This window comes from Actinoplanes sp. NPDC049316, assembly GCF_040677315.1.
In the GTDB taxonomy this organism is placed as follows: domain Bacteria; phylum Actinomycetota; class Actinomycetes; order Mycobacteriales; family Micromonosporaceae; genus Actinoplanes.
Genome location: NZ_JBFAQM010000010.1, coordinates 160678 through 186628 on the forward strand (window position 1 = coordinate 160678; position 25951 = coordinate 186628).

Genomic DNA, 25951 nt, shown 5'->3' on the forward strand with positions numbered 1-25951 from the left:
GCGTGAGCGCGGCAGGAAAGTTAGCGTCTCGGTCATGGCAGTCAAGGTGCTCGCGATCGTTCTGGCAGGTGGCGAAGGCAAGCGCCTGATGCCCCTCACCGCGGACCGGGCCAAGCCCGGCGTCCCGTTCGGCGGCATCTACCGCATGATCGACTTCGTCCTGTCGAATCTCGCCAACGGCGGCTATCTCAAGATCGTCGTGCTGACCCAGTACAAGTCGCACTCGCTCGACCGGCACATCACCAAGACGTGGCGGATGTCGACGCTGCTGGGCAACTACGTGACCCCGGTACCGGCGCAGCAGCGGCTCGGCCCGCGCTGGTTCGCCGGCTCGGCGGACGCGATCTACCAGAGCCTCAACCTCATCAACGACGAGAATCCCGACTACGTCATCGTCTTCGGCGCGGACCACATCTACCGCATGGACCCGAAGCAGATGGTCAACGACCACATCGCCTCCGGCGCGGCCGTGACCGTCGCCGGCATCCGCCAGCCCAAGTCGCTGTCCGACCAGTTCGGCGTCATCGACGTGGCGGAGGACGGCAAGCGCATCAAGGCCTTCCGGGAGAAGCCCACCGAGGTGGAGGGGCTGCCCGACTCCCCCGACGAGATCTACGCGTCGATGGGCAACTACGTCTTCACCACCCGCGCGCTGTGCGAGGCGGTGTCGGCCGACGCGCAGAACCCCGACAGCAAGCACGACATGGGCGGCAACATCATCCCGATGCTGGTCGAGCGGGGCGAGGCGAACGTCTACGACTTCCGCGACAACGAGGTGCCGGGCAGCACCGAGCGCGACCGCGGCTACTGGCGCGACGTGGGAACCCTCGACTCGTTCTACGAGGCCCACATGGACCTCATCGCCACGCTGCCGGTGTTCAACCTCTACAACATGGACTGGCCGATCTACACCAACTACGGCTCGTGGCCGCCGGCGAAGTTCGTGCACGACTACGACGACCGGCAGGGCCGCGCCCTCGAGTCGATGATCTCCCCCGGCGTGGTGGTGTCCGGCTCGCTGGTGGAGAACTCCGTGATCTCCCCCAACGTGCGGGTGAACTCCTGGGCCCACGTGGAGAATTCCGTGCTCATGGAGGGCGTCCGGGTGGGCCGGCGCGCGATCATCCGCAACGCCATCATCGACAAGAACGTGGTGGTGCCGGAGGGCGCGCAGATCGGCGTCGACCTGGAGCGCGACCGCAAGCTCTACACGGTCAGCGACGCCGGCATCGTGGTCATCGGCAAGGGCCAGAAGGTGGAGCTGTAGTCAGCCGCGGTCGCGCAGCGTCTGCGAGGGACTGATGCCGTAGCGGGCCCGATAGGCGCCCGCGAAGCGTCCCAGGTGGGTGAAGCCCCACCTGTGCGCCACCTCGCTGACGCTGACCTGGCCCTTGTCGGCGCGGGTCAGCTCGGCGTGCACGCCCTCCAGGCGCAGCCGGCGCAGGTAGGTCAGCGGGGGCACCCCCACGTGCTGGCGGAAAGACTCCTGCAGCACGCGGATGCCCACCCCGGCGATGCCGGCCAGCTCGGCGGCGGTGAACTGGCGGCCCGGCTCGGCGTGCATCGCGTCGAGCGTGCGTTTGACCGTCCGCGGCCGGCGGGCGGTGGGCTGCCCGGGCACGCCACTGCCGGGCTGCTCCACCGCGCAGGCCAGACCGCTGATGGCCAGGTCGCGCCAGCGGCGGACCAGCCACGGCAGGGTCGACAGCCCGTCGGGCTCGCGCAGCTCCGCGTGCAGCAGCCGGATCAGCGCCATCCAGCTGCGCCCGGGGCCGGCGGCCAGCCCGAACGTCGCGCCCAGCGGCAGCGGCGGGCCCTCCTGCAGCTCCAGCACCGCCTCGAGCTCACGTTCGAACGCCAGCCGCTCCACCTTGACGCTGAACAACCGGCAGTCCTGCGACCAGCGCAGATCGATGTCGCCGGTGGGCTGGAACACCGCGGCCCGGCCCGGGTCCGCCGTGGTGGCGGCCCCGCGGTGCAGCACCTGCACCGTGCCGGTCAGCGGCGCCAGCACGTGGTACGCCGTCCGCAGGTCACCGATCGCCACGCACAGCTCGATGCCGTAGCTGATGTCGCCGATGGTCAGCGGGCCGGTCTGCACCACGTCGCCGGAGAACGCGAAGCCGTCGATGCCGCCCGCGGGTTTCACCTCGAGCGGCCCGTAGAACATCCGGCGGCAGAACGCGCCGGCCTCCTCGACGTCCGTCGTGCGCAACGCGGACCGGGCCGGAACGTCAGCCTCCGGCGCCGGGCCGGGGTCCACGCCGGCCACCCCTGCCGTGTCCATCCGCTCACCCTAGGCCGACAGGGGCGTCACCGCCTGTTACAGATTGACCTCCTGGGGCCAGGTGTACTCGGTGACCGCGCCGCCGGACACGGTGACCTCGGCGAGGGGGGTGACCGGGTCGCGCCAGACGACGTACCGGCCGCCGGGCAGGCCGTCGATGACGACGCTGAACAGCACGCCGTCGCGCACGTAGCGGGCCCGTACCGCGGCGTGGGTGCGCCGCGCCGGGTCGTCGACGGGGCTGACCTCGATCTCGTGCCCGTGCAGGCTGCCCGGGGTGTGGATGACGAGGGCGCCGATCCCGGCCCCGATGTTGAGCACCACGGTGCCCTGCCCGGAGGGCGCGAGGGTGTGGTGGTGATGCACGCCGACACTCACCGCGATCAGTCCTTGCCGGAGGGGTTGTTGAAGCCGTCGAACGGCACGCCGAGGTACGGGAACTTCTTGAGCAGCTTCGAGCTGACGTCCTTGGCGGTCAGGCCCTGCTCGACCTGCGCCGCCGCCGCGTCCGGCTTGAACTTCTCGTCGACCAGCGGCACGGTCACGCCGGCGATCGCCCGCAGCGAGATGGACACGACGTCGTCGGCCGGGCGGCGCCCGTTCGGGAAGCCGGCCAGGTCGCCGCCGAGGATGCCGAACGCGTTCTCGTCCTTCGACGGCGGCACCGCCGTGTTCAGGCGCAGCATGTCGGCCTGGGTGTCGCCGGTGTTGTTCTGGAACTCGTCGATGAGCCCGTCCGGGATGCCGGTGAGCAGGATCGCCACCAGGTCGGCCCGGGCGGTGCCCGCCTTGTTGAGCTCGGCCAGGTTGTCGAACAGCCCCGGGTAGAGCACCGGCAGCAGCTGGGCGAGCTCGGGCTTCTCCACGAACTCGGCGAACCGCTTGTCCTCGCTGGGCGGCAGGCTGTTCCACAGGTCCTTCTGCGCCATCGGCACGATGACCTCGTTGAACAGCGGGTTGCCGAGCCGCGACACCTGGACCTGCGGGCCGACGTACACGTCGTCGTTGTTCTTGGCGCCGTGGCGGACCTGCACCTGGCGGCGGCTCGCCGACGTCCACACGCCGACGACGGCGCCCGGGTCGCGGCCGCGGACCTTCTTCTTGCCGTCCTTGCGCACCATGTGCAGCGGCAGCTGGACGGCGATGGAGTGCACGTTCATCTTGTCGGTGGCGTTGACCGCCTTGCCGGCGTAGTTGAACAGCTTCTGCCCGACGAGGTGCTTGTCCTGGAACGGGCGCAGCGTGCCGAGGTCGAAGATGGCGCCGAGGTCGACGAAGAACGGGTCGGCCCGCTGCCCGGCGAAGACCTTCTCGCCGGTCTTGAGCTTGTGCACCGCGTCGTCGGCGAGCTTCTTGTAGTCGGGGATCGACAGCGGCCCGACGTTGCACGGCGGGCAGGGCAGCTTCTCGGCGAGCACGGTGTGCTTGCCGCTGGCGTCCACCCGCGTCACCGAATAGAACTGCCGCCGGTTCCAGTTCTCGCTGTCCAGCGATTCGATGGGACCGGTGTTGTACAGGAACGTCTTGTCGTTGCGCAGTTCGGTCCGGAAACGGAACTGGTACGTCAGATCGGGCCGCCCGTCGCCGTTCTTGTCGACGTGGATCTCGTACAGCACGTCGTCGCCGAACTCGAAGAAGTTGGGGCCGCTCGCCGGCAACTGCAGGGGCACGTAGTTCGCGATGAGCGTGACCGTGTCCGGGTTGTCCGGGCTGACGAACGCGTACAGGTCGGAACTGTCGGCCACCGGGTCCTTGCTGATCTCCGGGGCTTCGCGGTGCGAGGACATGGGTCTGCCTTTCCGGTCAGCGCTTGACGGCTTTGAGCAGCTTCTTCGCCAGGTCGGCGTCGGTTATCGTGACCTTCCGGCCGCCGGAGAAGAGGTCGAAGGTGCCCTTCTTCGCGTCGCGCAGCGACAGCACCAGCGGCTCCGAGTCGCCGGCTCCCGAGCCCTTCTCACCGGCGAGGCTCAGCCCGGCCACGCCGGCCACGGAGGCGCCGACGCCGGCGGTGGCGGCGATCGCGAGAACCCGGCGGCGCGACAGGCGGGAAACCGCCCGCGTGCCGTAGTGGACACGACTCATGCTCGGCCTTTCGTCATGCGCCCGGGGGTCTCCCCCGAGGCGCGCGAATCGTCTTTGGTTCCCGGACAGCCATCAGTACGAAGCGATCTCCGTAGCGGTTCAAAGGTTTTTTCCAGGAAAGGTTCCGCAAAGGTTCGGTCCCTCCGGTCGCGGGCGCTTGCGGCCTCCGTGCGACGATGCGGTCCGTGTCGACCGACCAGTTCAGCCACTCCTTCACGGTGGCCGCCCCCGCGGACAGGATCTATGCGCACCTGAGCGCCCCGGAGAGCTACGTGGGGCTGTCCCCGCTGGTCGTGGCCGTCCGCGACATCCGCCGCGACGGCGACGCGGTGTCGTACGTGGCGGTGGAACGGTTCGCGCTCGGACCGCTGCACTGGGACAACCCGATCCGAGTGACGATGACGTTCCCGAAGCCGGGGCGCCGGCTGGTCAGTGACGTCCGCAGCCCGGGCCGGGTCCACCTGGTCGCCACTGTGGACCTGGCCGTCGAGGGCGACGGCACCCGGGTCACGGAGTCGGTCACCGTCTCCTGCCCCTGGATCCTGCGGTCCTTCGTGGCCGGGCAGGCGCGGTCCGTGCAGCGGGCGCGCGCCGCGGAACTCACCCGCCGGATGGAGGCCGCACCCAGTCCGGCCGGCTGAACGGGCGCCGGCGGTCACGCTGCATCGCGGGCAGGGCGACGATCAGCAGCGTGACGCCCACGGCGTCGACGAACTGGACCAGGCAGGCGACGGTGACGACCGTACGCGCGCGAGCGGCCATGCGGTTGCCGTACCCGGATCGGCCGCAGGTCACTCTGGCCGGGTGCGCGGCTGATGGCGCAGGATCAGGGCATGCTGATCGATCCGCATCTCGCGCCGCACTGGCGCAGCTGCGCCCTGGTGACCATCGACATGCAGCGGGACTTCCTGTCGGAGAGCCCGTACGGCCTGGCCGGCACCACCGAGATCATCCCCGCCCTGCGCGAGCTCGTGGACGCGTTCCGGGCCGCCCGCCGCCCCGTGGTGCACATCGTGCGGCTCTACGCCGGCGAGGACGTCGACCTGGTCCGGCGCACGCTCATCGCCGGCGGCGCCGACATGGTGCGTCCCGGCGGCAAGGGGCGGCTGCTCGCGCCCGGCCTGCTGATCGGCGACGGCCCCGGACTCGACGACGACCTGCTGCTCGGCGGCGCGCCGCAGCCCCTCGGCCCGCACGAGTACGCGCTGTTCAAGCCCCGCTGGGGCGCCTTCCACCGCACGCCGCTGGACGACATGCTGCGCGGGTGGGACGTCGACACCGTCGTGTTCGCCGGCTGCAACCTGCCGAACTGCCCGCGCGCGAGCATCGTGCAGGCCAGCGAGCGGGACTACCGGGTGGTGCTGGCCACCGACGCGATCTCGCAGGCCACCGAGCAGGGTTTCCGCGAGGTCGCCGGGATGGGGGTCGTGCTGCTGGACGTCGCGGCGATCACCGCGGGGCTCGCAGGAAGGCCGATCACTGCAGGGATCGAAGGAAGGTCGTGAGCGCCGCCCGGTACGGCTCGACCGTGGCCAGGTCGGCGTACTCGTCCGGGCCGTGCTGGCCGTCGCCGCCGGGGCCGAAGATGACCGCGTCGACGCCGCGCGCGGAGTAGAACCGGCCGTCGGCGGCGCCGTGCTTGCGCAGCAGGCCGCCCGGGTAGCCGGCGTCGCGCGCGGCGGCCCGCAGCGCCCGTACCTCCGAACTGTCCGGATCGGCGTGATGCGGCGCGCCCAGGCTGTCCACGCTCACCTCGACGCCGGCGAGGTCGCGCAGGTACGCGGCGATCTGCGCGACGTCGCGCCCGGCGAGGGCCGGGTCGCCGGCCGGGAAGCGGATGTCCAGCCAAGCCGTGGCGTCGGCGGGCACTTGGTTGACGGCCCGGCCGGCGGTCTCGACTCGGGCCACGGTGACCGTGGTGGCCCAGGCCTCGGCGGCGGGCACGGGATAGCGGTCCAGCACCCGGCCGAGGGCGGCGGTCAGGCGTAGCACGGCGTTGTCGCCGAGCCACGGGTACGCGGCGTGCGCGGCCTTGCCGGTGGCGTGCAGGCGGACCTGCAGGATGCCCTTGCTCTCGGTGACGACCTGCAGCCCGCTCTGCTCGCCGATCACCACGAAATCCGCGGTGACCCCCCGCTGCACCTGGTGGCCGGTGCCGTCGTACCCGCCGACCTCCTCGTCGGTCACCAGCTGCAGGCCCAGCGGGTACGGCACCTCGCGCGCGACCGACCGGAACACGTCGGCCATCACCAGCGCCGCGACCTTCATGTCCTGGGCGCCGCGGCCGTACAGCCGCCCGTCGCGCAGCACCGGCCGGAACTGCTCCGCGGGCGCGGGCACCACGTCGAGGTGCGCGTTGAGGATCGCCCGGAACGCGGGCCGCCGGCCGGGGGCGTACAGCAGCGCGCTCGGCTTGCCGCCCGAGCGGAACCGCTCGACCGTGAACCCCGGCCCGGCGCGGTCGACGACCAGATCCAGGGCCTTCTGGAGGCACTCGGGACGGTCGGCGGTCGACGGGATCGCGACGAGCCGTACGGCGGCGTCCAGAAGATCGTCCATGCCGCCCGACGCTACCGGCGGCGGTAATCCGGTTGCCCGGGCAGACCGACGGCGATAGACCTACGGGCGACTCCGACACGGAAAGGAGGGCTGAGCCATGTTCCGCATGTTCACCGCCTTCTCGGAAGAGAGACCACCGTGCCGCTGCACCTGCGCCCGCTGACCGGGCGCGACGAGATCGACCTGTTCAACCGTCTGCCGTACGTGCTCAACCGCGAGATCGCCACCGATCTCGACGCCGGCCGCCGCCGCCTGGGATGGCTGTGGGTCGCGTTGGACTCCGGCCGCGTCGTCGCCCGCGCCGGGTTCTGGGCGCCGCCGGGCGACGCCGTACCGATGTTCCTGGACGTCTTCGACGTGGCGCCCGGCCACCTCGACGCGGGCGTCCGCCTACTGACCGAGGCCCTGGCCACCGTGCCGCGCCCGGAGGAGTACACCCGTTTCGTGCCGGCCGGCTGGCGCGACGACCCGCACGTGCGGCGCGAGGTCGAAAACCTGATCGCCGCGCTGGAACGCACCGGGGCGAAGCTGTTCGTCGAGCGCCTGCGGCTGCAGTGGCAGGCCGGGACGCCGCTGCCGCCGCGATCCGGGCGGCTGACCTTCCGGCCGGTGGCCGATCCGGAGGAGCTCGTCGCGCTGATGACCGACGTCATGGACGGCACGCTCGACGCGCACGGCCGCGCCGACCTGACCCGGATGAGCGCCGCGCAGGCCGCGCGCCGCCAGTACGACGAGGAGCTGTCCCGCTACACCAGCCCGCGGGAATGGTGGCGGATCGGGTGCCTGCCGGACGGGCGGCCGGCCGGGTTCGTCGTCCCCGCGCACAACGGCTACAACCCGATCATCGCGTACATCGGGGTGGTGCCCTCGCACCGCGGGCACGGCTACATCGACGAGATCCTGGCGGAGGGCACCGGGGTGCTCGCGGCCGAGGGCGTGCCCCGCATCCGGGCCGCCACCGACGTGGGCAACGTCCCGATGGCCCGGGCGTTCGCCCGGGCCGGCTACGAGGTCGTCGAGCGCCAGCTCGACATGGTGTGGTCCGGTCAGGGGGTGTGCTGAGTGCCGTCGTACCAGGTGTCACCCTCGGCGATCAGGATGCGGGTGAGGTAGTCGGCGAGGTTCGTGGCCACCGGCCGGCGCTCGTCGGTCTCGTGGTCCCAGACCAGCACCGCCCCCGAGGGGTCCCCCGGCCGGTACGCGAACTGGTCGCCACCGCCGTTGTCGCCGAAGAACAACAGGTCGTCGAAGGGCGCGTACAGGTCCTTGAAGTCCGGGAACGTGCGGAACTCGACGTTGTCCCGGACGATGCGCTCCACCGGCCACACCACGTCCAGGCCGTGCTCGCCGCGTACCCCGTCGGTCTCGCGCAGCAGCCCGGCGAGGTCCTCGGGAAACGTCTGGCCGAGCCGCTCCTGCGCGGCCGCGACGACCCGCTCGTCCGCGCCCTCGGCGACCTCCGCCGTGGGCAGCACCGCCAGGACGATGTCGCGCCAGAACACAGCCAGCATGCGAGCATCCTACGAGAGCCGGGAACACCCGCATTCGTCCGCAAGAGCCGGGGTCGTACCGGTAGGGTCGTGCCGGTGAACCGGCGGTCGTGGATCAGGCGTCCCGGCCGGTGGTCCGGACGGATCCTGGCGCTGGTCGTCGTGCTGGGCGTGGCCGGCACGGCCATGGCCGCCGTCGCGTTGCGCCGCGCCGACGAGGACCGCCGCGAGCGGGCGCTGAGCCAGCAGACGATGATCATCTCGCAGGTCGTGCAGGCCGAGATGCGCCGCTACAGCACCTCGCTCACCGACCTCGCGGCCGCCATCGGCGCCCAGTCGCAGCTGGAGGCGGCCGAGTTCACGGCGATCACCGCCCCGGTCGACCGGCAGCGGCTGCCCGGCGTCACCGGCGTGGTGTACGTCGTGCCCGCCACCACCGAGCAGATCCCGCAGGTGCAGCGCTACTGGCGGGCCCGCGGCACCACGGATCTGGTGCTGCGCCCGTCCGACCCGGGGGCGGCCGAGCACTTCTTCGTCGTCCTCGACCGTCCGACCGACCCGACCACCGGCGTCGTGATCGGCCGCGACGCCGCCGACTCCCCGGAGGCCGCCGAGGTGCTGCGCACGTCGCGCGACAGCCACAAGGTCGCGACCAGCCGGACCTACCGCCTGCTGCGCGACGAGAACGTGCCGGCCGACGCGCAGCAGCTGTCCTTCACCCTGGCCGCGCCGGTGTACTCGACCTCCCCGGTGGCCCGCGACGCGGGGCGCTTCCGCGGCTGGCTGATGATGGCGCTGCGCGCGACCGACTTCCTGCACCAGGCGATCAGCGTGGTGGCCCGCGACACCGTCACGGTCACGCTCTCCGACGCCACCGGCGGCGTCCTCAAACCGGTGGCGCGCTGGGCCCCGGGCGTGGCCGTCGACACCACGCTGCCGCCCCGCGCGGTCACCATCGGCGTCCCGCAGCGCACCTGGGGGCTGACCGTGGCGCCGACCCGGCGGCTGCTGCCGGACACCGACCTGCACCGCGACGTGCTCGCCTGGGTCGTCGGCCTGGTCATCACCGGGCTGCTCGCCGCCCTGACCAGCTCCGTGATCACCTCCCGCAACCGGGCGCTGCGCCGCGTCGACGAGGCCACCGCGGCGCTGCGCGACGACATCGCCCGGCGCGAGGCCGTCGAGCAGCAGCTGCGCCGGCGCGAGAGCGAACTGGTCGGCTTCGCCGGGGTGGTCGCGCACGACCTGCGCAGCCCGCTGTCGCGCATCACCGGGTACGCGGACTTCCTGCGCGAGGAGGCCGCCGGGCGCCTCGACCCGGTGCACCGCGACTTCCTCGAGCGCCTGTACGCCGGCGCGCAGCGCATGCAGTCGCTGATCGACGACCTGCTCGACTACGCCATGGCCGACAACCGGCACCTCACCACCGCCCAGGTGGACCTGGGCCGCCTCGTGGACGACATCGTCCGGGAACGCGTCACGGGGCTCGGCGACCGGCCCGCGGCGGTCACGGTCGAGCCGCTGCCGACCGTCGCGGGCGACCCGGTGCTGCTGCGCCAGGTGCTGGACAACCTCATCGGCAACGCGCTCAAGTACACCGCGTACGGCGACGACCCGTTCGTGGAGATCACCTGCCGGCCGGACGGCGACGACTGGCGCATCGAGGTCGCCGACCGCGGCATCGGCATCCCGCCGGAGCAACGCGAGACGGTCTTCACCGCGTTCACCCGGGCGGGCGGCAGCGAGGGGTATCCCGGCACGGGCCTGGGCCTGGCCATCGTGCACCGCATCGTGGAGCGCCACGGCGGCCGGGTCGGCGTCGACGGCAACGACGGCGGCGGCAGCCGGTTCTGGTTCACGCTGCCCGGGCAGCCGCCGCCGGCCGAGCCGTCCGGCGCCGGGCTCGCCGCGCTGCCCGGGAAATCCGCCCCCGCGCATTGACCGTCCCCGATGGGCCCGGGATGCTGGACGGCACAGCGGCAGGAGGAACCATCGTGGCGGGCTACGACGTCATCGTCGCCGGGCTCGGCGGGATGGGCAGCGCGGCGGCGTACCACCTGGCCGCGCGCGGGCAACGGGTGCTGGGCCTGGAACGCTTCGGCGCCGCCCACGACCGCGGCGCCAGCCACGGCGGCTCCCGCCTCACCCGCCAGTCGTACTTCGAGAGCCCGGAATACGTGCCGCTGCTGCTGCGCGCGTACGAGCTGTGGGACGCCCTGGCCCGCGACTCCGGCCGCGACGTGATCCGGCTGACCGGCGGCGTCATGGTCGGGCGCCCGGACAGCCGTACGGTGGCCGGCAGCCGCCGCAGCGCCGAGCAGTGGGGCCTGGAGCACGAGATACTCGACGCCGCCGAGCTGCGCCGGCGCTTCCCCGCGATGAACCCGCGCGACGACGAGGTGGCGCTCTACGAGTCCCGCGCCGGTTTCGTCCGCCCCGAGCTGACCGTCACCGCCCACCTGGGCCTGGCCGCCCGGCACGGCGCCGACCTGCATTTCCACGAGCCCGTGACCCGCTGGGAGCCGACCGCGGACGGCGGCGTCCGGGTCGACACCGAGGCGGGCACGTACACCGCGGGCCGGCTCGTCGTCACACCCGGCCCGTGGGCGCCGCAGGTGCTCGCCGACCTCGGGCTCCCGCTGGTCATCGAACGCCAGGTGATGTACTGGTTCCAGCCCACCGCCGGCGTGGGACCGTTGCTGCCGGAGCGCTTCCCGGTCTACATCTGGGAGGACCGGCACGGCAGCCAGGTGTACGGCTTCCCCGCCGTCGACGGCCCGGCCGGCGGCGCGAAGATCGCCTTCTTCCGCCGCGGCCTGCCCACCACCCCGGAGACCGTCGACCGCGAGATCCATCCGGACGAGATCGACACGATGGCCGTCCGGGCCCGCGCCCACCTGCCGGACCTGCCCGGCCATCTGGTGAGCGCGGCGACGTGCCTCTACAGCACCACCCCGGACGAGCACTTCGTCATCGCCGGGCACCCGGGATCCGCCGCGGTGACGGTGGCCTGCGGCTTCTCCGGGCACGGCTTCAAGTTCGTCCCGGTCGTCGGCGAGATCCTCGCGGACCTCGCCCTGACCGGAACGACCCGGCACCCGATCGGCCTCTTCGACCCCGCGCGGCTCACGAGCGCCGCAGGAAGCGGGTAGCGCCGCAGGACCCGCTCGGGGCCGGCCGGTCTACTGGTCCGGCCCGGTGACGACGCAATCCACGTCCGCCTGCTTGTACGGCTCGTCCGGCGGATCGCTCTGGCCGTCGACGTCGACGTCCACGTGGTTGCGCCAGGAGATGAACCGGGCCCGGGAGTCGCACTGCCGGCGGGCCGTCGTCCTGTTGTTGCTCTGCGACTTCGGCTTGAGCTGCACCTTCGCCGAGCACGCTTTGCGGCGCCACGTGGCGTCCGTGTAGTACTCGTAGAGGCAGTTCCAGACGTGCGCCGTGTTCGAGGTGCAGGTGCCCTTCTCCCATTGGCCGTGTGCCGAGACGTCCGGCGAGGACCAGTGCGGATTGTCGGGCAGGCTGATGGGCTGGCAGGAGGACGCCGCCGTGGAGGCGCTGCCGCCGGTGCTCCCGGTCACCGCCGGACCGATCGTGCGGCCGTGCTCGTCGACGTACCGGGCGCGATCTCCCGCCCCCGCGGGCGCCAGGCCGGGAACCGCGTTCTCGTACGTGACGGCTTCTGCCGCTCCCGCCTGTCCCGCCATGGCCGGCGAGCCGGTGTGGCTCAGGCCGGCGACCATCCCGGCCGCGGTCGCCACCGCGAGGATCCTTGCTCTGCTGCGCGTCATCGTTCCTCCCCGTGTCCCATGACCTACCGATAGGCGGGCGGCCTCTCCGCGGGCGCCGCCTCGACCACGTCGAGGCCCGGCGTGGCCAGCAACCGCTGCACCGCGGCCCGGGCGGCGCCTATCCCCGCCCAGTGCGGGTCGACATCACTCGTGAAACACCAGCGGCGGTCCGCCGGCCACACGAAGGCCGGCACCGGTGCGGCATCGTCGCCGAATCGTTCGTCGCGACCCTCGACGTAGTCCTCGAGGCGACCGGTGAACAGCACGTACCGGCGGTCCGGGAGGGTCACCAGCGGGCCCTGCCGCTCCGCGACCGACAGCACGTCGCCGGCGACGCCGTCCCAGACGCAGAAGTAGCACTGTGCGGCGGTGGCGGTGAAGTCGGCCAGGACCGCCAGCGCCCGGCGTGCCTGCGGCGCCCACAACTCGCGGCCCTCCGGCACGTCGGCGTCGGTCTCGGCCTGACCGGCCAGCTCCGGGTCCGGAATGAACCGCAGGCGCCCGTACGCCTCGAAGCCGGCCGGGCCGAAGGTGATGAGCTGCTCCGGCGGTGTCGGCGACCGCTCGATCCAGGTCGCCGCCGTCGTGTCCGTCGAATGCACCAGCATGCGTATCGCGGCCCCGTCGTCACCGGCAGCGGCAGGCGCTGCCTTCGCTTGCGCACTTCGCGGCAACGCTACGACCGACGGCGCAGGTCCACAAGAGAAACTGACAAGACCGACAAACGGTCAGGCCTTTCGAGGAGGTAGGGGCTACGAGACCGGCCCGAGCACCGACAGCGGGATCGACGTGCCCAGCAGCGCGTCGCCGGCCGCGTTGGGGTGGTAGCAGTCGGCGCGCAGGTCGGGCATCATCTCCGTCGGGTTCGCCGGGTTGCGCAACACCGCGTCGAAGTCGACCACCGCGTCGAACACCCCGCCCGTACGGATCCAGGTGTTGACCGCCTGCCGGTTCTGCTCCCCCGCGCTTCCCGCGGTCAGGCACATCGGCAGGACCGTGGCGCCGACGATGCGCAGGCCGCGGGTGTGCACCCGGTCGGCGATGCCGCGCATGGCGTCGATGACCTGCTGGGCCGGCGCGGGCGGGGCGTTCTGGCCGCCGCCCAGGTCGTTGGTGCCCTCGAGGAGGAGGACCGTACGCACGCCCGGCACCGACAGCACGTCGCGCTCGAGGCGTTGCGGCGCCGGCGGGCCGCAGCACTGGCCGGTGGGGTCGTACGGGTTGGGCTGCACGCTCACCGTGTTGCCGGAGATGCCGGCGTTGGCGACGGCGAGACGCTGCGCGGGCGGCACCGCGGCCATCCGGTCGGCCAGCACGTCGGTCCAGCGCTGCCCGGGCGGGCCGACCGCCTGATAGCCGTCGGTGATGGAGTCGCCGAGCGCCACCACCGCGCCCCGCGCCGCCGGCCGGTCCGCGGTCACCAGGTCGAGCCACCAGATCTGACCGGGGTGGTAGCCGGTGCCGGTGCCGGGCGTGCCACCCGGGACGACCGGCGAGGACGGGAACGACGCGTTCGACTCGTCGGCGGCCGTGTCGCCGCCGGTGTTGACGTACGAGGCCGGCGGGTCGTAGGCGAACGGCGGGAACGTGTGGTCGTTGATCGGGGCGGCGGGGGCGTACAGGCTGACGGCCACGTCCTGGCCGGCCTCCACGCCGATCGGCACCGCGTCGCTGACCACCTCCCGGCCGGGCGGGATGCTGACGGTCGCCGCGCCGTGGAAACGCAGCCGGTGGTTGGAGCCGGGCACCAGGGCGGCCACGCCGGGCGCGAGCGTACGCCCCAGCCACGCGTTCCGGACCGTGACCGGCGCCGTGCCGAACGGGTTGCCCAGGCGTACCCGTATCCCCCAGCCGCCCGTCGAGACCCGGGCGATCTGCCGGACCGTGATGTCGGGGGCGACGCCGTGCACTCCCTGCAGCGACGACTCCCACACCGCCGCGGCCGGCGGGGCCGCAGGTCTGGCGGAGGCGGCCGCGGGCTGCGGCACGGCCGGGGCGAGCGCCGCGAGCACCGCGACGGCCGCGCCGGCGACGAACGATCGAAAGCGGGACACGGGCGACCACCTCGGCTCGGGTGCGACAGCGGACCGAACCGAGCCTAGGCAATCGCATCAATGACGGAAGTCGATGTTCACCGGTCACTTCCGGCGGATGACGCGGGACGTGGCGAATCGGAACACCCCGGACGGCCGCCGGCGCAACGCGGGCGCGAGGACGGGCCCGGCGCGGGCGCGGCGCGGGCGCGGCGCGGGCGCGGCGCGGGCGCGGCGCGGGCGCGGCCCGGCGCGGGGGCCCGGCGCGGGCGCGGGCTATTGGGGGCGGGGCCGGCGGGACGCGAGCCGGGCGGCGCGGACGCGCAGCCCCAGCTCGTGCAGCATCCTGCCGTCGGCCTCGGAGTCCTCGAGCGCCCGCCGCGCGACGTCGGCCGCCTTCCGGTTGACCTGCTCGGCCTGGGAGCGGGCCGTCTCCCACGCGGCTTCCGCCTGGTCGGCCGCGGCCACGAGGCTCAGGTCCCCGGGAGCCGCGCGGCGCGCCTCGCGCAGCTCCGACAGGTGTTGCCAGGCCAGCGTCTCGCCGCGGTGTGCGGCACGCTGGGCGGCGAGCGCCTCCGAGGTCGCGCGGTCTCGCGCGACGGCCCGCCCGGCGATCTCGGCCCGCAGCGTCTCGTACCGGGCGAGGAGCCGCTCGTGATCGTCCTCGGCGGAGAGTCCGCCACCGGCGAGCGCGCCGGGTGACCCGCCGCCGCTGCGCTCACGGTCGTCCTCGGACATCCCAGCAAGCTAGCAGTCAGCCGCGGCCGTCGAGGACACTGCGGTAGATCCAGCCCGCGATGTCATCGGTACGGGCGCTGCTCTCCACCTGGGTGTGCGGGCAGCTCGGCCCGTTGCTGACCACCGACACCAGCACCGGCCCGCCGCGGCGGTTCTCGAGGAAGAACGGGCCGCCCGAGTCGTACGGGCACGGCGTGGTCGACGGCTCGGGGGCGTACCCGGTGAGGCCGGTGACCGAATCCGTGAGCGAGACCACCTTCATCTGACCGGTGCGCAGATGCGTGACCGGCGCGGGGTTCGTGCTGGTGGTGGAGCCGTAGCCGGTGACGCGCACGATGTCGCCGATCTCGGGCGCGCGACTGCCCACCCGCAGCGGGCGGACGTCGTACACCGGCGACTCGAGCTTCGCCAGGGACACGTCGGCCGTGGGCGACTGGCGAACCGCGACCACCGTGAGCACATGGCCGCCCGTACCCGTCAGGTCGGTGCGGCCGACGGTGGCCGTGGTGAGGTCGGCGACCGGGTATTCGACGCGGACGTTGTTCGCGTCGCGGAAGCAGTGCCCGGCGGTGATCACCCAGCGCGGCGCGATGAGGGCGCCGGAGCAGGCGCTGTTGCGTTTGCCGCCGCTCGCGGTCGGGATGCCGGTCATCGTCAGCTTGACGGAGAAGCGGTACCGGCCGTCGGGGACCTCCTCGCCGTTGGCGATCGCGTGCGCCGCGCCGGCCGCCGTCAGCGAGACGACGGCGGCGACGACCGGGACGAGGAGGAAGGCGAGGAAGCGTCGCACGGCGGGACCTCCGGTTCGGTTGCGGGGACCACCGCCGACCATAGGGGACGGTGGCGCCCGGTCAGCCGATACGTCGGATGGGCGACGTCCCGAAGCGGGCGGCCACGGCCGCTTTCAGCCCGCCGGTCCCGGCCTTGGCCTCCCGTTCGGCGCGCAGGACCCGGTGCTGCGCGGCGGCGTCGCGGTCCCAGGCCGCCAGGCAGTCCTCGGGTACGAGGTTCGCCGCGGCGACGATCGCACCGGCGGCGCCGAGCCAGCTCGCGTACCCGAGCAGCGCGGACGCTCCGACGTGGACCTCGACGGTGCCGAGGGCGAGCTCGTGGCCGAGCCGGGCCGCGTCGCCGCTGGAGTCCTTGATCCCGCGGACCGGCAGCGCGGCGAGCGCGTCGACCGGCACCGGTCCGCCGGCCTTCGCCGGGTAGTGGTACGCCAGCACCGGCACGTCTCCGGCGGCCTCGGCGACCCGCGCGTAGTACTCGGCGAGGTCACCACCGAGCCGCGGCGGCGCGACGAGCACCGCGTCCGCGCCGGCCTTCACCGCCGCTCGGGTGCGGGCCCTCGCCTGGCCGTGCCACTCCCCCGACGTGCCCGCGAGCAGCGGCACGCCGGGGCAGGCGTCGCGGACCGCGGCGATCAGCGCCGGGCGCTCGTCGTCCGTGAGCGCCGCGGCCTCGCCGGTGCTGCCGTTGACGAGAACGCCGTGGATCCCGGCCGCGACCAGCCGGGCGGCGTGCGCGGCGGTCGCGGCGGGGTCGACGCTCCCGTCGGGGTGGAACAGGGTGATCAGCGCGACCGCGGGCCCGCGCCAGAGCGGCTCCGTCATGCCTCCCACACTAGGCCGGTGTCGCCGGCGGCGGCCTCGATCGCGGGTGCGGTGCCGACCCGCAGCCGCCACGGCAGAGCTTCGCCGTCCCGCTCGGCGCGGACGGTCCCACCGGAGACGGTGACGGTGAACGTGGTCGGCGCGGGGCCGGGGACGGTGACGGTACGGAAGCCGTCGCGCGGCTCGAACACGTGCAGCGTCACGCCGTCGCGGAAGTCGTAGTCGGGCCGGTCCTCCCGGCCCCCCACGGCGATCACCGCACCGGGGCGCACCAGCAGCGGCACGCTGGCGAAGCCGTGCGTCTCCCGCACCCAGCCGGGACCCTCGGCCACCTCGCCGGTCAGGTAGTTCGTCCAGCGTCCCGCGGGCACGTAGTACGTGGTGTCGCCGTCCGCGCTGAACACCGGCGCGACGAGCAGGTCGTCGCCGAGCAGGTACTGCCGGTCCAGGTGGGTCGCCGCCGGGTCGTCCGGGAAGCCGAGCACCATCGGCCGCATCACCGGCAGGCCGTCGGTGTGCGCCCGCACGGCCGCGCCGAACAGGTACGGCATCAGCCGGTGCTTGAGCCGGGTGAAGGCGCGCAGCACGTCGACGGCCTCCTCGTCGAACAGCCACGGCACCCGGTACGTCTGGTTGCCGTGCAGCCGGCTGTGCGAGGAGAGCAGTCCGAACGGGATCCAGCGCTTGAACACGGCCGGGTCGGGCATCCCCTCGAACCCGCCGATGTCGTGGCTCCAGAAGCCGAAACCGGAGGCCGACAGCGACAGCCCGCCGCGCAGGCTCTCGGCCATCGACTCGAACGTGGACGAGTTGTCGCCGCCCCAGTGCACGGGGAACTGCTGGCCGCCGACGGTGGCGGAGCGGGCGTACACGACGGCCTCGCCCTCGCCGCGGTGCTCGCGCAACACGTCGAAGACGGTCTTGTTGTAGATCTGGGTGTAGTAGTTGTGCATCCGCTCCGGGTCGGAGCCGTCGTGCCAGACCAGTTCGGTGGGGATGCGCTCGCCGAAGTCGGACTTGAACGCGTCGACGCCCATCTCGAGCAGCGCCTTGAGCTTGGCGGCGTACCAGGCGGCGGCCTCGGGGTCGGTGAAGTCGACCAGGGCCATGCCGGCCTGCCAGCGGTCCCACTGCCAGACGTCGCCGTCCGGCTTGCGGACCAGGTAGCCCTTCGCCATCCCCTCGGCGAACAGCGAGGAGCGCTGCGCGATGTACGGGTTGATCCACACGCAGGTCCGCAGCCCCCGGTCGGACAGCCGCTTGAGCATGCCCGGTGGGTCGGGGAAGATCCGCGCGTCCCACTCGAAGTCGCACCAGCTGAACTCGCGCATCCAGAACGTGTCGAAGTGGAAGACGCTCAGCGGCAGGTCCCGCTCCGCCATGCCGTCCACGAAGCTGGTGACCGTCTCCTCGTCGTAGCTGGTGGTGAACGAGGTGGTCAGCCACAGCCCGAAGGACCAGGCCGGCGGCAGCGCGGGCCGCCCGGTCAGCGCGGTGTACTTGCGCAGCACGTCGGCCGGGGTGGGGCCGTAGATCACCAGGTACGACAGCGACTGGCCGGCGACGCTGAACTGGGTCCGCGACACCACCTCGGAGCCGACCTCGAACGACACCCGGCCGGGGTGGTCGACGAGCACGCCGTACCCGCGGTTCGTGAGGTAGAACGGCACGTTCTTGTACGCCTGCTCGCTGCTGGTGCCGCCGTCCTCGTTCCAGATGTCGACGCTCTGGCCGTTCTTGACCAGGGGGCCGAAGCGTTCGCCGAGGCCGTACACCGCCTCGCCGACGCCGAGGTCGAGCTGCTCGTGCACGTAGTGCTCGCCGCCGGCGGTGTCGACGACGCCCATGCCCTTCCAGCCGGAGCCGGTGAGCCGCCGGCCCTCGGCGAGGAAGTCGAGTCCCCAGGAGTCGCCGTCGCGGAAGCGGGCGGTCAGGTTCCCGGCCGTGATCGAGGTGTCGTCGACCACCGGCACGTACGCGGGGTCCGCGGCGATCTCGAACTGCGGCAGCCGCGGGCGCTCGCCGAGGAAGTGGGCCAGCGTCACGCGGATGACGTCGGGCGCCGGGGCGGTGCAGGTGACGGTGATGATGGGAGCGTCGAGGGTGTCGCCGCGCCCCTGGACCCGTTTCGCCGTGGCGTACGCGGTCAGCGACGTGGCGGTGGCCGTGGTGTCCTGCAGCTGGGCCGGGTGCAGGACGGTCAGGCCGTCGCGCTTGCGCCAGTAACCGTCGGTGAACTTCATGGCCGTCCTTTACTTGATGGCGCCGGCGGTGATGCCGCGGGTCAGGGTGCGCTGGAAGATCAGGAAGAAGAGCATCGCGGGCAGGATGCCGACCAGGGCCGAGGCGCTGGTGGTGGTGGCGTCCATGAGGCGGTCGCCCTGCAGCACGCCGAGGGCCACCGGCACGGTCTGGTTCTCGTTGGAGACCAGGAAGATCAGCGGCAGGAAGAACTCGTTCCACGTCCAGATGAAGAAGAACGTGAACAGCACGGCGAGCGTCGGGCGGCTGACCGGGACGACGACGCGCCAGAGCGTGCGCCACTTGCCGGCGCCGTCGACCGCGGCGGCGTCGAGCAGCTCGGTGGGGAACTCGGTGTACACCGAGGAGAGCAGGTAGGTGCCGAAGGCGCTTTGGATGACCGTGAAGATGATGACGATCGAGGTCAGGCTGTCGTACAGGTGCAGGTTCTTCGACAGGTAGTAGAGCGGGTACGCCAGCACCTCCTGCGGCAGCACGTTGGCGACCAGGAAGAAGACCAGGAACCAGATCCGGCCCTTCACCCGGCCGATGCCCAGAGCGTACGCGTTGAGCACCGACAGCAGCACCGCGAGCACGGCGACCGCGAGGCTGGTGACGAAGCTGTTGAGCAGCTTGCGGGTGAAGTCCACCCGCACCCAGAAGTCGGCGATGCCCTGGAAGGACAGCCGCTCCGGGAGGGACAGCGGTCCGTTGCTCGCGTAGTCCGCCGGGGTCTTCACCGCGTTGATCGCGACGACGAGCATGGGCGCCACCACGAGCAGGGCCAGCACCAGCAGCACGGCCAGCACGACCCAGCGCGCCGGGCGCCGCCGTTTCAGCGGGCGCAGCGGTTCGGCGCCTTCGGCCCGGTCCTGCCGGGCCGGTGCGCTCAGCACGGTCATCGGGTGCCTCCCCGCTCGGCGCGGTTCTGCAGGCGCAGGAAGACGAACGCGAGCACGATGATGATCACGGTGAGCACCGTCGAGATCGCCGAGCCGTACCCGACCTGGGCGGTCTGGAAGAAGTTCTTGTACGCGAAGTACGACGGCACCAGCGTCGCGTTGCTGGGCCCGCCCCGGGTCAGCACGAAGATCTGCCCGAAGATCTTGAGCGCGGCGATCGTGGTGGTGACCAGCACGACGTAGAACTCGGGCCGGATCAGGTACACGGTGATCCGGCGGAAGCGCTGCCACCACGTGGCGCCGTCGAGGTCGGCGGCCTCGTACAGCTCGGGGTCGATGCGCTGCAGGCCGGACATGAACATGACGACCGGGTAGCCGAGCTGGAACCAGACCATCACGGCCATGACGCTGAGCAGCGCGTACTTCGGGTCGCCGAGCCAGTTGCGGGCCAGCGACCCGAGCCCGGCCGAGTCGAGGATGCGGTTGAGCGCGCCGTAGCTGGGGTGCAGGATCCAGCCCCAGACGATGCCGGTCACCGCGACCGGCAGCACCTGCGGCAGGTAGAACCCCGAGCGGAACACGCTCGCCCACCGGTTGCCGAAGACCTTGGCGACGTAGTCGAACAGCACCGCCGCCAGCAGCAGCCCGACCAGCGTCGGGATCACCGCCATCGCCACGATCAGCAGCAGGATGTGGCCGAACGACGCCCAGAAGTTCGCGTCGTGGATCAGCCGCGTGTAGTTGTCCAGGCCGGTCCACTGCGGCGTGCCGATGCCGGTCCACCGGGTGAAGCTGATGCCGACGGTCATGACCAGCGGCACGACGATGACCGCGAGGGAGGCCAGCACCCCCGGGATCAGGAACAGCCCGTAGCCGGAGCCCCGGCCTCCCCCGCGCCCGCTCATTTGCCGAGATCGGCGAGGTTGTCGTTGTACGGTTTCGCGATCTCGTCGAGCATCTGCTGCGGCGCCTTCGAGCCGTTGATCAGCCCTTGCACCCCGCCGACGAGCACGTCGTAGTAGCCGGGCGCCGGCCAGTCCGGGTAGAACGCCAGGCCGTCGGCCTTCGACACGGTGTCGAAGCCGGCGATCAACTCCTTGTTCTTCGGGTCGGTGATCTGCGCCGGGTCCGCGGCCACCGGCACGCCGCCGTTGTTGCCGAGCAGGTTCTGCACCTCGGGCTTCATGGTGATGTCGATGAAGTCGTACGCGAGGGACTTGGCCTTGCTCTTGGCGGGCACGACCCACAGGTTGCCGCTGGAGCCGGGGTGCAGCGTGTTGCCGGGGAACAGGAACGTGCCCCAGTCGAAGTTCTTGATCTCCTCGGCGAAGCGGCCGTACCACCAGCTGCCGGAGATGAGGATCGGGAACTTGCCCTGCTCGAACGCGACGCCCATGTCCTCGGCCTTGATGCCGGCGGAGTTCTTGGCGATGTAGCCCTTGGACACCCAGTCGGCGAAGGTCTGCGCGCCGTACGTCAGCTCCGGCCCGTGGAAGTCCACCTTGCCCTTGTAGAGCTGGTAGCTGTCCACGAAGGCGCGGTTCGCCTTGGAGAGCGCGAGCTCGTAGAAGATCTGCTGCGCGGGATACTCGGCGCCGCCGACCGACAGCGGGGTGACGCCGGCCTTGACGAACGTGTCCATCGCCGCGGTGAACTGGTCGAACGTGGTCGGTACGGCGAGGTTGTGCTTCTTGAACAGGTCTTTGTTGTAGTAGACCATCACGTACTCGCCGTAGTTCGGCACGCCGTACCAGTTGCCGCTGCCCATGATGCCCTGGGCGTCGTACCGGGCCGTGGTCTGCAGGCTCGGGCTGAGCTGCTTGTCCCAGCCGTGCTTGGTGACCTGCTCGGTGAGGTCGGTCAGCAGGCCCTGCTTGGAGAGCAGGCCGGCGGTGGCGTTGCCCTTGTTGTACTCGAGGATGTCGGGGGCGCTGTCGGAGTTGAGGATCATCCCGGCGTTCTGCTGGATCTGTTCGAAGCCCTTCTGCTCGAACTTCACCTCCACGCCGGGGTGGGCGGCCTTGAACAGCTCGATGGCCTTGTTCCAGGCGACGCCCATCGCGCTGGTGGGGCCCTCGTAGTGCCAGAGGGTCAGGGTCTTGGCGTCGGCGCCCTCGTCGCCGGAGCCGGAGTCGCTGCAGGCGGTCAGGCCGAGGGATGCGAAGAGCAGCAATGCACCCGCGGCGAGGCGGAGTCGTGGTCTTGTCATGTGCCGTTCCCTCCCAGGGGGTGGCGTCCGGAGGCTCCGTCGAAGCGCTTCGACAATCGGGTAGTCGAAGCGCTTCGACGGAGGGCTTGGGAGGGACGCTAGGTTTCCGCTCCCCCGGATGTCAACGGTGTGACGAGAACATTTCTCAGGAGGCAGGCGCCGCGCAGCTGTCCCGCTCGACGATCGTCGGGGGCAGCAGCCGGACGCCCTCGGTGCGCCGCCCGTCGAGCAGGTCCATCGCGATCTCGACGGCGAGCGTGCCGACGTCGTGCGCCGGGATGTCGGCGGAGGTCAGATTCACCGGCATCGACGTCGCCACGTCCCGCGGGCAGACGGCGACGATCGACAGGTCCTCCGGCACCCGCCGCCCCCGGGCCCGCAGCTCCTCGAACAGCGGGACGAGCGCCTCCTCGTTGTGCACCACCAGCGCCGTCACGCCGGGCAGCTCGTCCTCGATCTCGGTCAGGGCCGCCCGGACCCCCGCCGCGCCCGGCTCGCAGGAGTGCGCGACGGTCTCCAGGCCCAGCTCGGCGGACGCGCCGGTGAAGCCGTCCAGGAAGCGCCCGGCGTACGTGGTGCCGCGCTCGTAGACCGCCGGGGAGGGCCCGACCAGCGCGATCCGGCGGTGCCCGTGCCCGGCCAGGTGTGCCAGGCACTCGTGCGCGGTGGCGGCGAAGTCCAGGTCGACGCAGTCGATGCCGGCCGCGTCGTCGGGCAGCCCGATCAGCACCGAGGGCTGCTTGAGCCGGCCCAGCGCCGGGATCCGCACGTCGTCGCGCTCGACGTCCATGACGATCAGGGCGTCGACCATCGTGGCCCCGGCCACCCGCTCGAGCCCGGCCGTGCCCTCGTCCTTGGTCAGCAGCAGCACGTCGTGGTTGTACGTGCGCGCCGCCGTCACCACCGCGGTCACGAACTGCATGATGACCGGCACGCTGACGTCCACCCGCAGCGGCACGACCAGCGCGAGCACGTTGGTGCGGCTGCTGGCCAGGGCCCGCGCGCCGGCGTGCGGGTGGTAGCCCAGCTCGGCGATGGCGGCCTTGACCCGGGCGCTGGTCTCGGCGGAGATGGGCCGGCGGCCGCTGAGCACGTACGACACCGTGCTCATCGACACGCCGGCCGCGCGGGCGACATCACTGATCGTCGGCATCGCCCCTCCCGTGGTCCGGCGCCGTGGTCAGCCGCATCCTAACGACCGGCGACCGGGTGGACCTCCACTCCACCACGCCGAGTGCCCGCGATCACCAGCCGCGCGGGCGCCACGGGCGAGGCCCGGTCGGCGATCACGCTCAGCGCCAGCGTGTTGCGGCCGTGCTCGCGCAGCAGCCCGGCGGGCAGCACGAACTCGGTCTGCGGGCCGATGGCGGCGCCGTACTGCCCGAGGTTCCAGCCGTTGAGGAACAGCGTGACCCGCTGACCGGCCGGCGGCGGGGCACCGAAGCGCAGCGCGACCGAGGTGTCCTGCCGCCGCGGCAGGTCCAGGTCGAACGACGTGCGCAGCCACGTCACGCCCACCGGCACCGACGAGCCGGCCCGGGGCCAGGCGCGGTCCGGGTACGCGGGCAGCGTCCAGCCGTGGCGTTCGCCGTACAGTCCGCCGGTGTTGAGCGGGCCGCGGACCGGGTCGGGCAGGTCCTCGCCGCCGCGCGCGCCCTGGATCCGCCAGGTGATCGGCGCGTCGCTGCCGGCCAGCGCGGCGCGGACGAGCCCGCGCGGCTGCCGGAAGCGGTTGTCGTCGGCGGTCCAGTCGTCGTTGTTGCCCATGTTCTGCACGACGACCGACACGACCGCCTGCCGCCCCGGCGTCAACGCCCCGGCCGGTACGGCGAAGCTGCCCGGCCCGGGGTCGGGGTTCTGCGGCGCGTCCGAGTCGGCCTGGGTGCCGCCGGCCGCCGAGCCGAGGTAGCGCCCGTCGAGCCAGACCAGGTAGTTCCCGCGCCGCCCGGTGATCGCGTTGAGGTCGATCGAGGTCTCGGCGCCGCTGGCGGTGAACCGGCCGCGGTACCAGACGCTGCCGCTGTGGAAGCCGTAGTCGTCGGAGGCCAGCCCGGCGTCGGCCACCCGCCAGGCGGAGTCGTCGAAGCCCGGTCTGGCCTCGGGCGCCTCGGCGTGGCTGCGCCACCCGGTGAGTGCGGGCAGCGTGACCGGTTCCGGACCGGGAACGGCGCCGCTCCACGACCCGCTCGCGGTGGCGTGGACAGCCACCGGCACGCCGGTGACGGTCAGCTGCCGGGCCGGGCCGAACACCTCGATCGCGCCGCGGCGGGCGGTGTCGGCGCGCAGAGCGAGCGTGCCGTTCCGGACCTCGGCGGACCGGACCAGGTCAGTGCCGCGGACCAGCACCGGGCCGGCCGCGGTGTCCGCGCGCCAGAACGTGGCGGCGGTAGCGTCCGTGCCGAGCAGGAGCAGCAGCGGCCGGCGTCCGCCGCCGGTGATCAGTACCCGGGCGAGGCCGGAGTGGGTGTAGTCCAGCCGCAGGTCGCCGCCGTCGTAGGACGCGGACACCCGGCCGTCGAGGACGGTGACGTGCGGGCGGGACGGGTAGCGCAGCACGGTGGCGCCTCGCGTCGCGTCGGTGCCGTACAGCACCGCGACGTCCCGGCCGCCGATCGCCTCGTGCGTGAGGATCTCCGACGTGGACCAGGCCAGCCTTTGGCCGCCCAGGTCGTAGCCGGCGACCAGGAGCTTGGCGTCGCGGCCGATGAGGCGTACGGGCACCGCGTACCGGCCGTCGGGCGTGGACCAGTCCAGCGTGGCCGAGTCGTCCGTGGCCGCGGCCCGGTCGGTGTGGCGCAGCAGGACGATCTGCGTACCCGTGCCGGGGTTGACCCGGGCCGCCGTGGACAGCGCCGGGTTGCTGGACGCGGGACCGGCGGCCGCGTCGGTACGGGTCAGCGGCGTCACCGCGCGCAGGAAGTAGTTCTGCCGCTTGAACTCGTCGTACTTCGTGGTCAGCTGACGCGCCTCGGTGATCGCCGCGCCGTAGTCGTACGAGGTGTAGACGTCGTTGGGCTGGCCGAGCCAGCCCCAGTTCGTCCCGCCGTAACCCATGTAGTAGCTGAAGGCCGTCGCACCGCTCGCGATCAGGTTGTTCTTCTGGAAGAACTTCATGTACGCGGGCCCGGTCAGCTCGCGGCACTTGTCGTACCCGGCGTTGTTCACGTCGATCGCGCCGGCCTGGTACTCGGCGGCGAAGCCGGGCGCGTCGGCGCGGATCCGCTCGGTGACACCCTCACCCCACGGCCCCCACACCGAGTCCGCGTCCTGGCACTCGAAGGACTGCGGGTAGTCGTCGACGCCCGGGATCTGCACCGCGCCCGGGCCGGAGCCCCACGTGGACGCCCAGGAGGCCGCGTCGCAGCAGACGTTCGTGGTGATCGGCACGGTGATGCCGTCGGCGCGGGCTTTGTCCTGCAGGTCCTGCATGTACCGGGCGTCGGTGTCGGCCTGGTACTCGTTCTCGACGTTGTAGAGCAGCACGCGTCCGCCCCGGGTCACCTGGTGCCGGGCGATGATCGGGTTGATCCGGTCCAGCCACTCCCGGTACCCGGCGGTGTACCCGGGATCGCTGCTGCGGGCCCGGCCCGGCACCCGCTTGAGCCAGGCCGGGAAGCCGCCGCCGGTGGTCTCCGCGTTGATGTACGGCCCCGGCCGCGCCACCACGTACAGGCCCACCTCCTCGGTGAGGCGCAGGAGCCGGTCGACGTCGCGGACGCCGGTGAAGTCGTACACGCCCTGCTTCGGCGAGTGGTACGCCCAGTCGAAGTAGAGCGACACGGCGTTGAACCCGGCCGCCTTGTACTTCTCGAGGATGTCGCGCCACAGGCCGGGGCTGGGCAGCCGGAAGTAGTGGAACTCGGCGCTGCGCAGCAGCACCCGCTCGCCGCCGATCATCAGGGCGTACTTGTCATAGGTGACCTGGGGCTCAGCGGCCTGTGCGGGCACGCCGAGCCCGGTCACCGCGAGCGCTGCCAGCAGCAGCGCCGCGAGAAGCCGTCGCATG

25 protein-coding genes are annotated in these 25951 nt (G+C 72.2%); 6 read left to right on the forward strand and 19 right to left on the reverse strand.

The features are described 5' to 3' along the window. The first annotated feature begins 34 nt into the window (after positions 1–34). Positions 35–1267 carry a glucose-1-phosphate adenylyltransferase gene (gene glgC, locus AB0K03_RS18145; protein ID WP_364685928.1) on the forward strand — a complete coding sequence of 411 codons (1233 nt, stop codon included), beginning with the start codon at positions 35–37 and terminating at the stop codon, positions 1265–1267. On the opposite strand, the gene AB0K03_RS18150 is transcribed toward glgC, so the two are convergent. Genes AB0K03_RS18150 through AB0K03_RS18165 form a run of 4 tightly spaced genes read right to left on the reverse strand, consistent with a single transcriptional unit; the run spans position 1268 to position 4369 of the window. After that, positions 1268–2287, reverse strand: a complete 1020-nt coding sequence (locus AB0K03_RS18150) for an AraC family transcriptional regulator (RefSeq protein WP_364685931.1) — start codon at positions 2285–2287, stop codon at positions 1268–1270. A gap of 36 nt (positions 2288–2323) precedes the next feature. Continuing rightward, complete coding sequence (locus AB0K03_RS18155; protein ID WP_364685934.1) at positions 2324–2665, reverse strand: phospholipase; 342 nt, start codon at positions 2663–2665, stop codon at positions 2324–2326. A gap of 5 nt (positions 2666–2670) precedes the next feature. Beyond that, a complete protein-coding gene (locus AB0K03_RS18160) occupies positions 2671–4074 on the reverse strand; it encodes a DUF4331 domain-containing protein (protein WP_364685937.1) in 1404 nt (467 codons plus the stop codon). Positions 4075–4090: 16 nt separating this feature from the next. After that, a complete protein-coding gene (locus AB0K03_RS18165; protein ID WP_364685940.1) occupies positions 4091–4369 on the reverse strand; it encodes a hypothetical protein in 279 nt (92 codons plus the stop codon). A gap of 185 nt (positions 4370–4554) precedes the next feature. Between AB0K03_RS18165 and AB0K03_RS18170 the strand changes: the two genes are divergently transcribed. Continuing rightward, complete coding sequence (locus AB0K03_RS18170) at positions 4555–5010, forward strand: SRPBCC family protein (protein WP_364685943.1); 456 nt, start codon at positions 4555–4557, stop codon at positions 5008–5010. On the opposite strand, the gene AB0K03_RS18175 is transcribed toward AB0K03_RS18170, so the two are convergent. Beyond that, the gene (locus tag AB0K03_RS18175) at positions 4970–5131 is read right to left on the reverse strand and encodes a hypothetical protein (protein ID WP_364685946.1); all 162 of its coding nucleotides are present in this window, start codon (positions 5129–5131) and stop codon (positions 4970–4972) included. The two genes, AB0K03_RS18170 and AB0K03_RS18175, sit on opposite strands and share 41 nt — an antisense overlap. Positions 5132–5202: 71 nt before the next feature. On the opposite strand from AB0K03_RS18175, the gene AB0K03_RS18180 reads away from it, so the two are divergent. Further along, on the forward strand, positions 5203–5874 hold the full coding sequence (locus AB0K03_RS18180; protein WP_364685949.1) for an isochorismatase family cysteine hydrolase: 672 nt from the start codon (positions 5203–5205) through the stop codon (positions 5872–5874). On the opposite strand, the gene AB0K03_RS18185 is transcribed toward AB0K03_RS18180, so the two are convergent. Beyond that, a complete protein-coding gene (locus tag AB0K03_RS18185) occupies positions 5846–6928 on the reverse strand; it encodes a M20/M25/M40 family metallo-hydrolase (protein WP_364685952.1) in 1083 nt (360 codons plus the stop codon). The genes AB0K03_RS18180 and AB0K03_RS18185 overlap by 29 nt on opposite strands. A gap of 138 nt (positions 6929–7066) precedes the next feature. Here AB0K03_RS18185 and AB0K03_RS18190 point away from each other — a divergent pair, with 138 nt between their 5' ends. Beyond that, a complete protein-coding gene (locus AB0K03_RS18190) occupies positions 7067–7990 on the forward strand; it encodes a GNAT family N-acetyltransferase (protein WP_364685955.1) in 924 nt (307 codons plus the stop codon). On the opposite strand, the gene AB0K03_RS18195 is transcribed toward AB0K03_RS18190, so the two are convergent. After that, a complete protein-coding gene (locus AB0K03_RS18195) occupies positions 7975–8439 on the reverse strand; it encodes an SMI1/KNR4 family protein (protein WP_364685958.1) in 465 nt (154 codons plus the stop codon). The two genes, AB0K03_RS18190 and AB0K03_RS18195, sit on opposite strands and share 16 nt — an antisense overlap. A 75-nt stretch (positions 8440–8514) precedes the next feature. Here AB0K03_RS18195 and AB0K03_RS18200 point away from each other — a divergent pair, with 75 nt between their 5' ends. Beyond that, positions 8515–10359: an ATP-binding protein gene (locus AB0K03_RS18200; protein WP_364685961.1), complete on the forward strand. Its 1845-nt coding sequence runs from the start codon at positions 8515–8517 to the stop codon at positions 10357–10359. A gap of 53 nt (positions 10360–10412) precedes the next feature. Further along, the gene (solA, locus tag AB0K03_RS18205) at positions 10413–11570 is read left to right on the forward strand and encodes an N-methyl-L-tryptophan oxidase (protein ID WP_364685964.1); all 1158 of its coding nucleotides are present in this window, start codon (positions 10413–10415) and stop codon (positions 11568–11570) included. A 30-nt stretch (positions 11571–11600) separates the two neighbouring features. On the opposite strand, the gene AB0K03_RS18210 is transcribed toward solA, so the two are convergent. The 12 genes from AB0K03_RS18210 to AB0K03_RS18265 form a co-directional block, all read right to left on the reverse strand. After that, complete coding sequence (locus tag AB0K03_RS18210; protein WP_364685967.1) at positions 11601–12209, reverse strand: hypothetical protein; 609 nt, start codon at positions 12207–12209, stop codon at positions 11601–11603. Between the two features lie 23 nt (positions 12210–12232). Next, positions 12233–12817, reverse strand: a complete 585-nt coding sequence (locus AB0K03_RS18215) for a hypothetical protein (RefSeq protein WP_364685970.1) — start codon at positions 12815–12817, stop codon at positions 12233–12235. Between the two features lie 144 nt (positions 12818–12961). Then, on the reverse strand, positions 12962–14263 hold the full coding sequence (locus tag AB0K03_RS18220; RefSeq protein WP_364685973.1) for a GDSL-type esterase/lipase family protein: 1302 nt from the start codon (positions 14261–14263) through the stop codon (positions 12962–12964). Positions 14264–14518: 255 nt separating this feature from the next. Continuing rightward, positions 14519–14980, reverse strand: coding sequence for a hypothetical protein (locus tag AB0K03_RS18225; protein ID WP_364685976.1), 462 nt, complete (start codon positions 14978–14980; stop codon positions 14519–14521). 16 nt (positions 14981–14996) lie between these two features. After that, complete coding sequence (locus tag AB0K03_RS18230; protein WP_364685979.1) at positions 14997–15770, reverse strand: trypsin-like serine protease; 774 nt, start codon at positions 15768–15770, stop codon at positions 14997–14999. Between the two features lie 61 nt (positions 15771–15831). Further along, positions 15832–16593, reverse strand: coding sequence for a dihydrodipicolinate synthase family protein (locus AB0K03_RS18235; RefSeq protein ID WP_364685982.1), 762 nt, complete (start codon positions 16591–16593; stop codon positions 15832–15834). Then, positions 16590–18836 carry an alpha-xylosidase gene (yicI, locus tag AB0K03_RS18240; RefSeq protein WP_364685985.1) on the reverse strand — a complete coding sequence of 749 codons (2247 nt, stop codon included), beginning with the start codon at positions 18834–18836 and terminating at the stop codon, positions 16590–16592. The genes AB0K03_RS18235 and yicI overlap by 4 nt, the downstream gene beginning before the upstream one ends. A gap of 9 nt (positions 18837–18845) precedes the next feature. After that, complete coding sequence (locus AB0K03_RS18245; protein WP_364685988.1) at positions 18846–19736, reverse strand: carbohydrate ABC transporter permease; 891 nt, start codon at positions 19734–19736, stop codon at positions 18846–18848. Continuing rightward, complete coding sequence (locus tag AB0K03_RS18250; RefSeq protein WP_364685990.1) at positions 19733–20641, reverse strand: sugar ABC transporter permease; 909 nt, start codon at positions 20639–20641, stop codon at positions 19733–19735. The genes AB0K03_RS18245 and AB0K03_RS18250 overlap by 4 nt, the downstream gene beginning before the upstream one ends. Beyond that, positions 20638–21945, reverse strand: coding sequence for an extracellular solute-binding protein (locus tag AB0K03_RS18255; protein ID WP_364685993.1), 1308 nt, complete (start codon positions 21943–21945; stop codon positions 20638–20640). Before AB0K03_RS18255 ends, AB0K03_RS18250 begins: the two co-directional genes overlap by 4 nt. 145 nt (positions 21946–22090) lie before the next feature. Beyond that, a complete protein-coding gene (locus tag AB0K03_RS18260) occupies positions 22091–23098 on the reverse strand; it encodes a LacI family DNA-binding transcriptional regulator (protein ID WP_364685997.1) in 1008 nt (335 codons plus the stop codon). Positions 23099–23136: 38 nt separating this feature from the next. After that, on the reverse strand, positions 23137–25950 hold the full coding sequence (locus AB0K03_RS18265) for a beta-galactosidase (RefSeq protein WP_364686000.1): 2814 nt from the start codon (positions 25948–25950) through the stop codon (positions 23137–23139). Position 25951: the final 1 nt, after the last annotated feature.

What these genes read in the sequence shown, in the direction of transcription:
- AB0K03_RS18250 (WP_364685990.1), bottom strand. Translation starts at nt 20,641, where the DNA reads ATGAGCGGGCGCGGGGGAGGCCGGGGCTCCGGCTACGGGCTGTTCCTG.
- yicI (WP_364685985.1), bottom strand. Translation starts at nt 18,836, where the DNA reads ATGAAGTTCACCGACGGTTACTGGCGCAAGCGCGACGGCCTGACCGTC.
- AB0K03_RS18165 (WP_364685940.1), bottom strand. Translation starts at nt 4,369, where the DNA reads ATGAGTCGTGTCCACTACGGCACGCGGGCGGTTTCCCGCCTGTCGCGC.
- AB0K03_RS18260 (WP_364685997.1), bottom strand. Translation starts at nt 23,098, where the DNA reads ATGCCGACGATCAGTGATGTCGCCCGCGCGGCCGGCGTGTCGATGAGC.
- glgC (WP_364685928.1), top strand. Translation starts at nt 35, where the DNA reads ATGGCAGTCAAGGTGCTCGCGATCGTTCTGGCAGGTGGCGAAGGCAAG.
- AB0K03_RS18245 (WP_364685988.1), bottom strand. Translation starts at nt 19,736, where the DNA reads ATGACCGTGCTGAGCGCACCGGCCCGGCAGGACCGGGCCGAAGGCGCC.
- AB0K03_RS18150 (WP_364685931.1), bottom strand. Translation starts at nt 2,287, where the DNA reads ATGGACACGGCAGGGGTGGCCGGCGTGGACCCCGGCCCGGCGCCGGAG.
- AB0K03_RS18195 (WP_364685958.1), bottom strand. Translation starts at nt 8,439, where the DNA reads ATGCTGGCTGTGTTCTGGCGCGACATCGTCCTGGCGGTGCTGCCCACG.
- AB0K03_RS18215 (WP_364685970.1), bottom strand. Translation starts at nt 12,817, where the DNA reads ATGCTGGTGCATTCGACGGACACGACGGCGGCGACCTGGATCGAGCGG.
- AB0K03_RS18185 (WP_364685952.1), bottom strand. Translation starts at nt 6,928, where the DNA reads ATGGACGATCTTCTGGACGCCGCCGTACGGCTCGTCGCGATCCCGTCG.
- AB0K03_RS18160 (WP_364685937.1), bottom strand. Translation starts at nt 4,074, where the DNA reads ATGTCCTCGCACCGCGAAGCCCCGGAGATCAGCAAGGACCCGGTGGCC.
- AB0K03_RS18180 (WP_364685949.1), top strand. Translation starts at nt 5,203, where the DNA reads ATGCTGATCGATCCGCATCTCGCGCCGCACTGGCGCAGCTGCGCCCTG.
- AB0K03_RS18225 (WP_364685976.1), bottom strand. Translation starts at nt 14,980, where the DNA reads ATGTCCGAGGACGACCGTGAGCGCAGCGGCGGCGGGTCACCCGGCGCG.
- AB0K03_RS18210 (WP_364685967.1), bottom strand. Translation starts at nt 12,209, where the DNA reads ATGACGCGCAGCAGAGCAAGGATCCTCGCGGTGGCGACCGCGGCCGGG.
- AB0K03_RS18255 (WP_364685993.1), bottom strand. Translation starts at nt 21,945, where the DNA reads ATGACAAGACCACGACTCCGCCTCGCCGCGGGTGCATTGCTGCTCTTC.
- AB0K03_RS18175 (WP_364685946.1), bottom strand. Translation starts at nt 5,131, where the DNA reads ATGGCCGCTCGCGCGCGTACGGTCGTCACCGTCGCCTGCCTGGTCCAG.
- AB0K03_RS18235 (WP_364685982.1), bottom strand. Translation starts at nt 16,593, where the DNA reads ATGACGGAGCCGCTCTGGCGCGGGCCCGCGGTCGCGCTGATCACCCTG.
- AB0K03_RS18265 (WP_364686000.1), bottom strand. Translation starts at nt 25,950, where the DNA reads ATGCGACGGCTTCTCGCGGCGCTGCTGCTGGCAGCGCTCGCGGTGACC.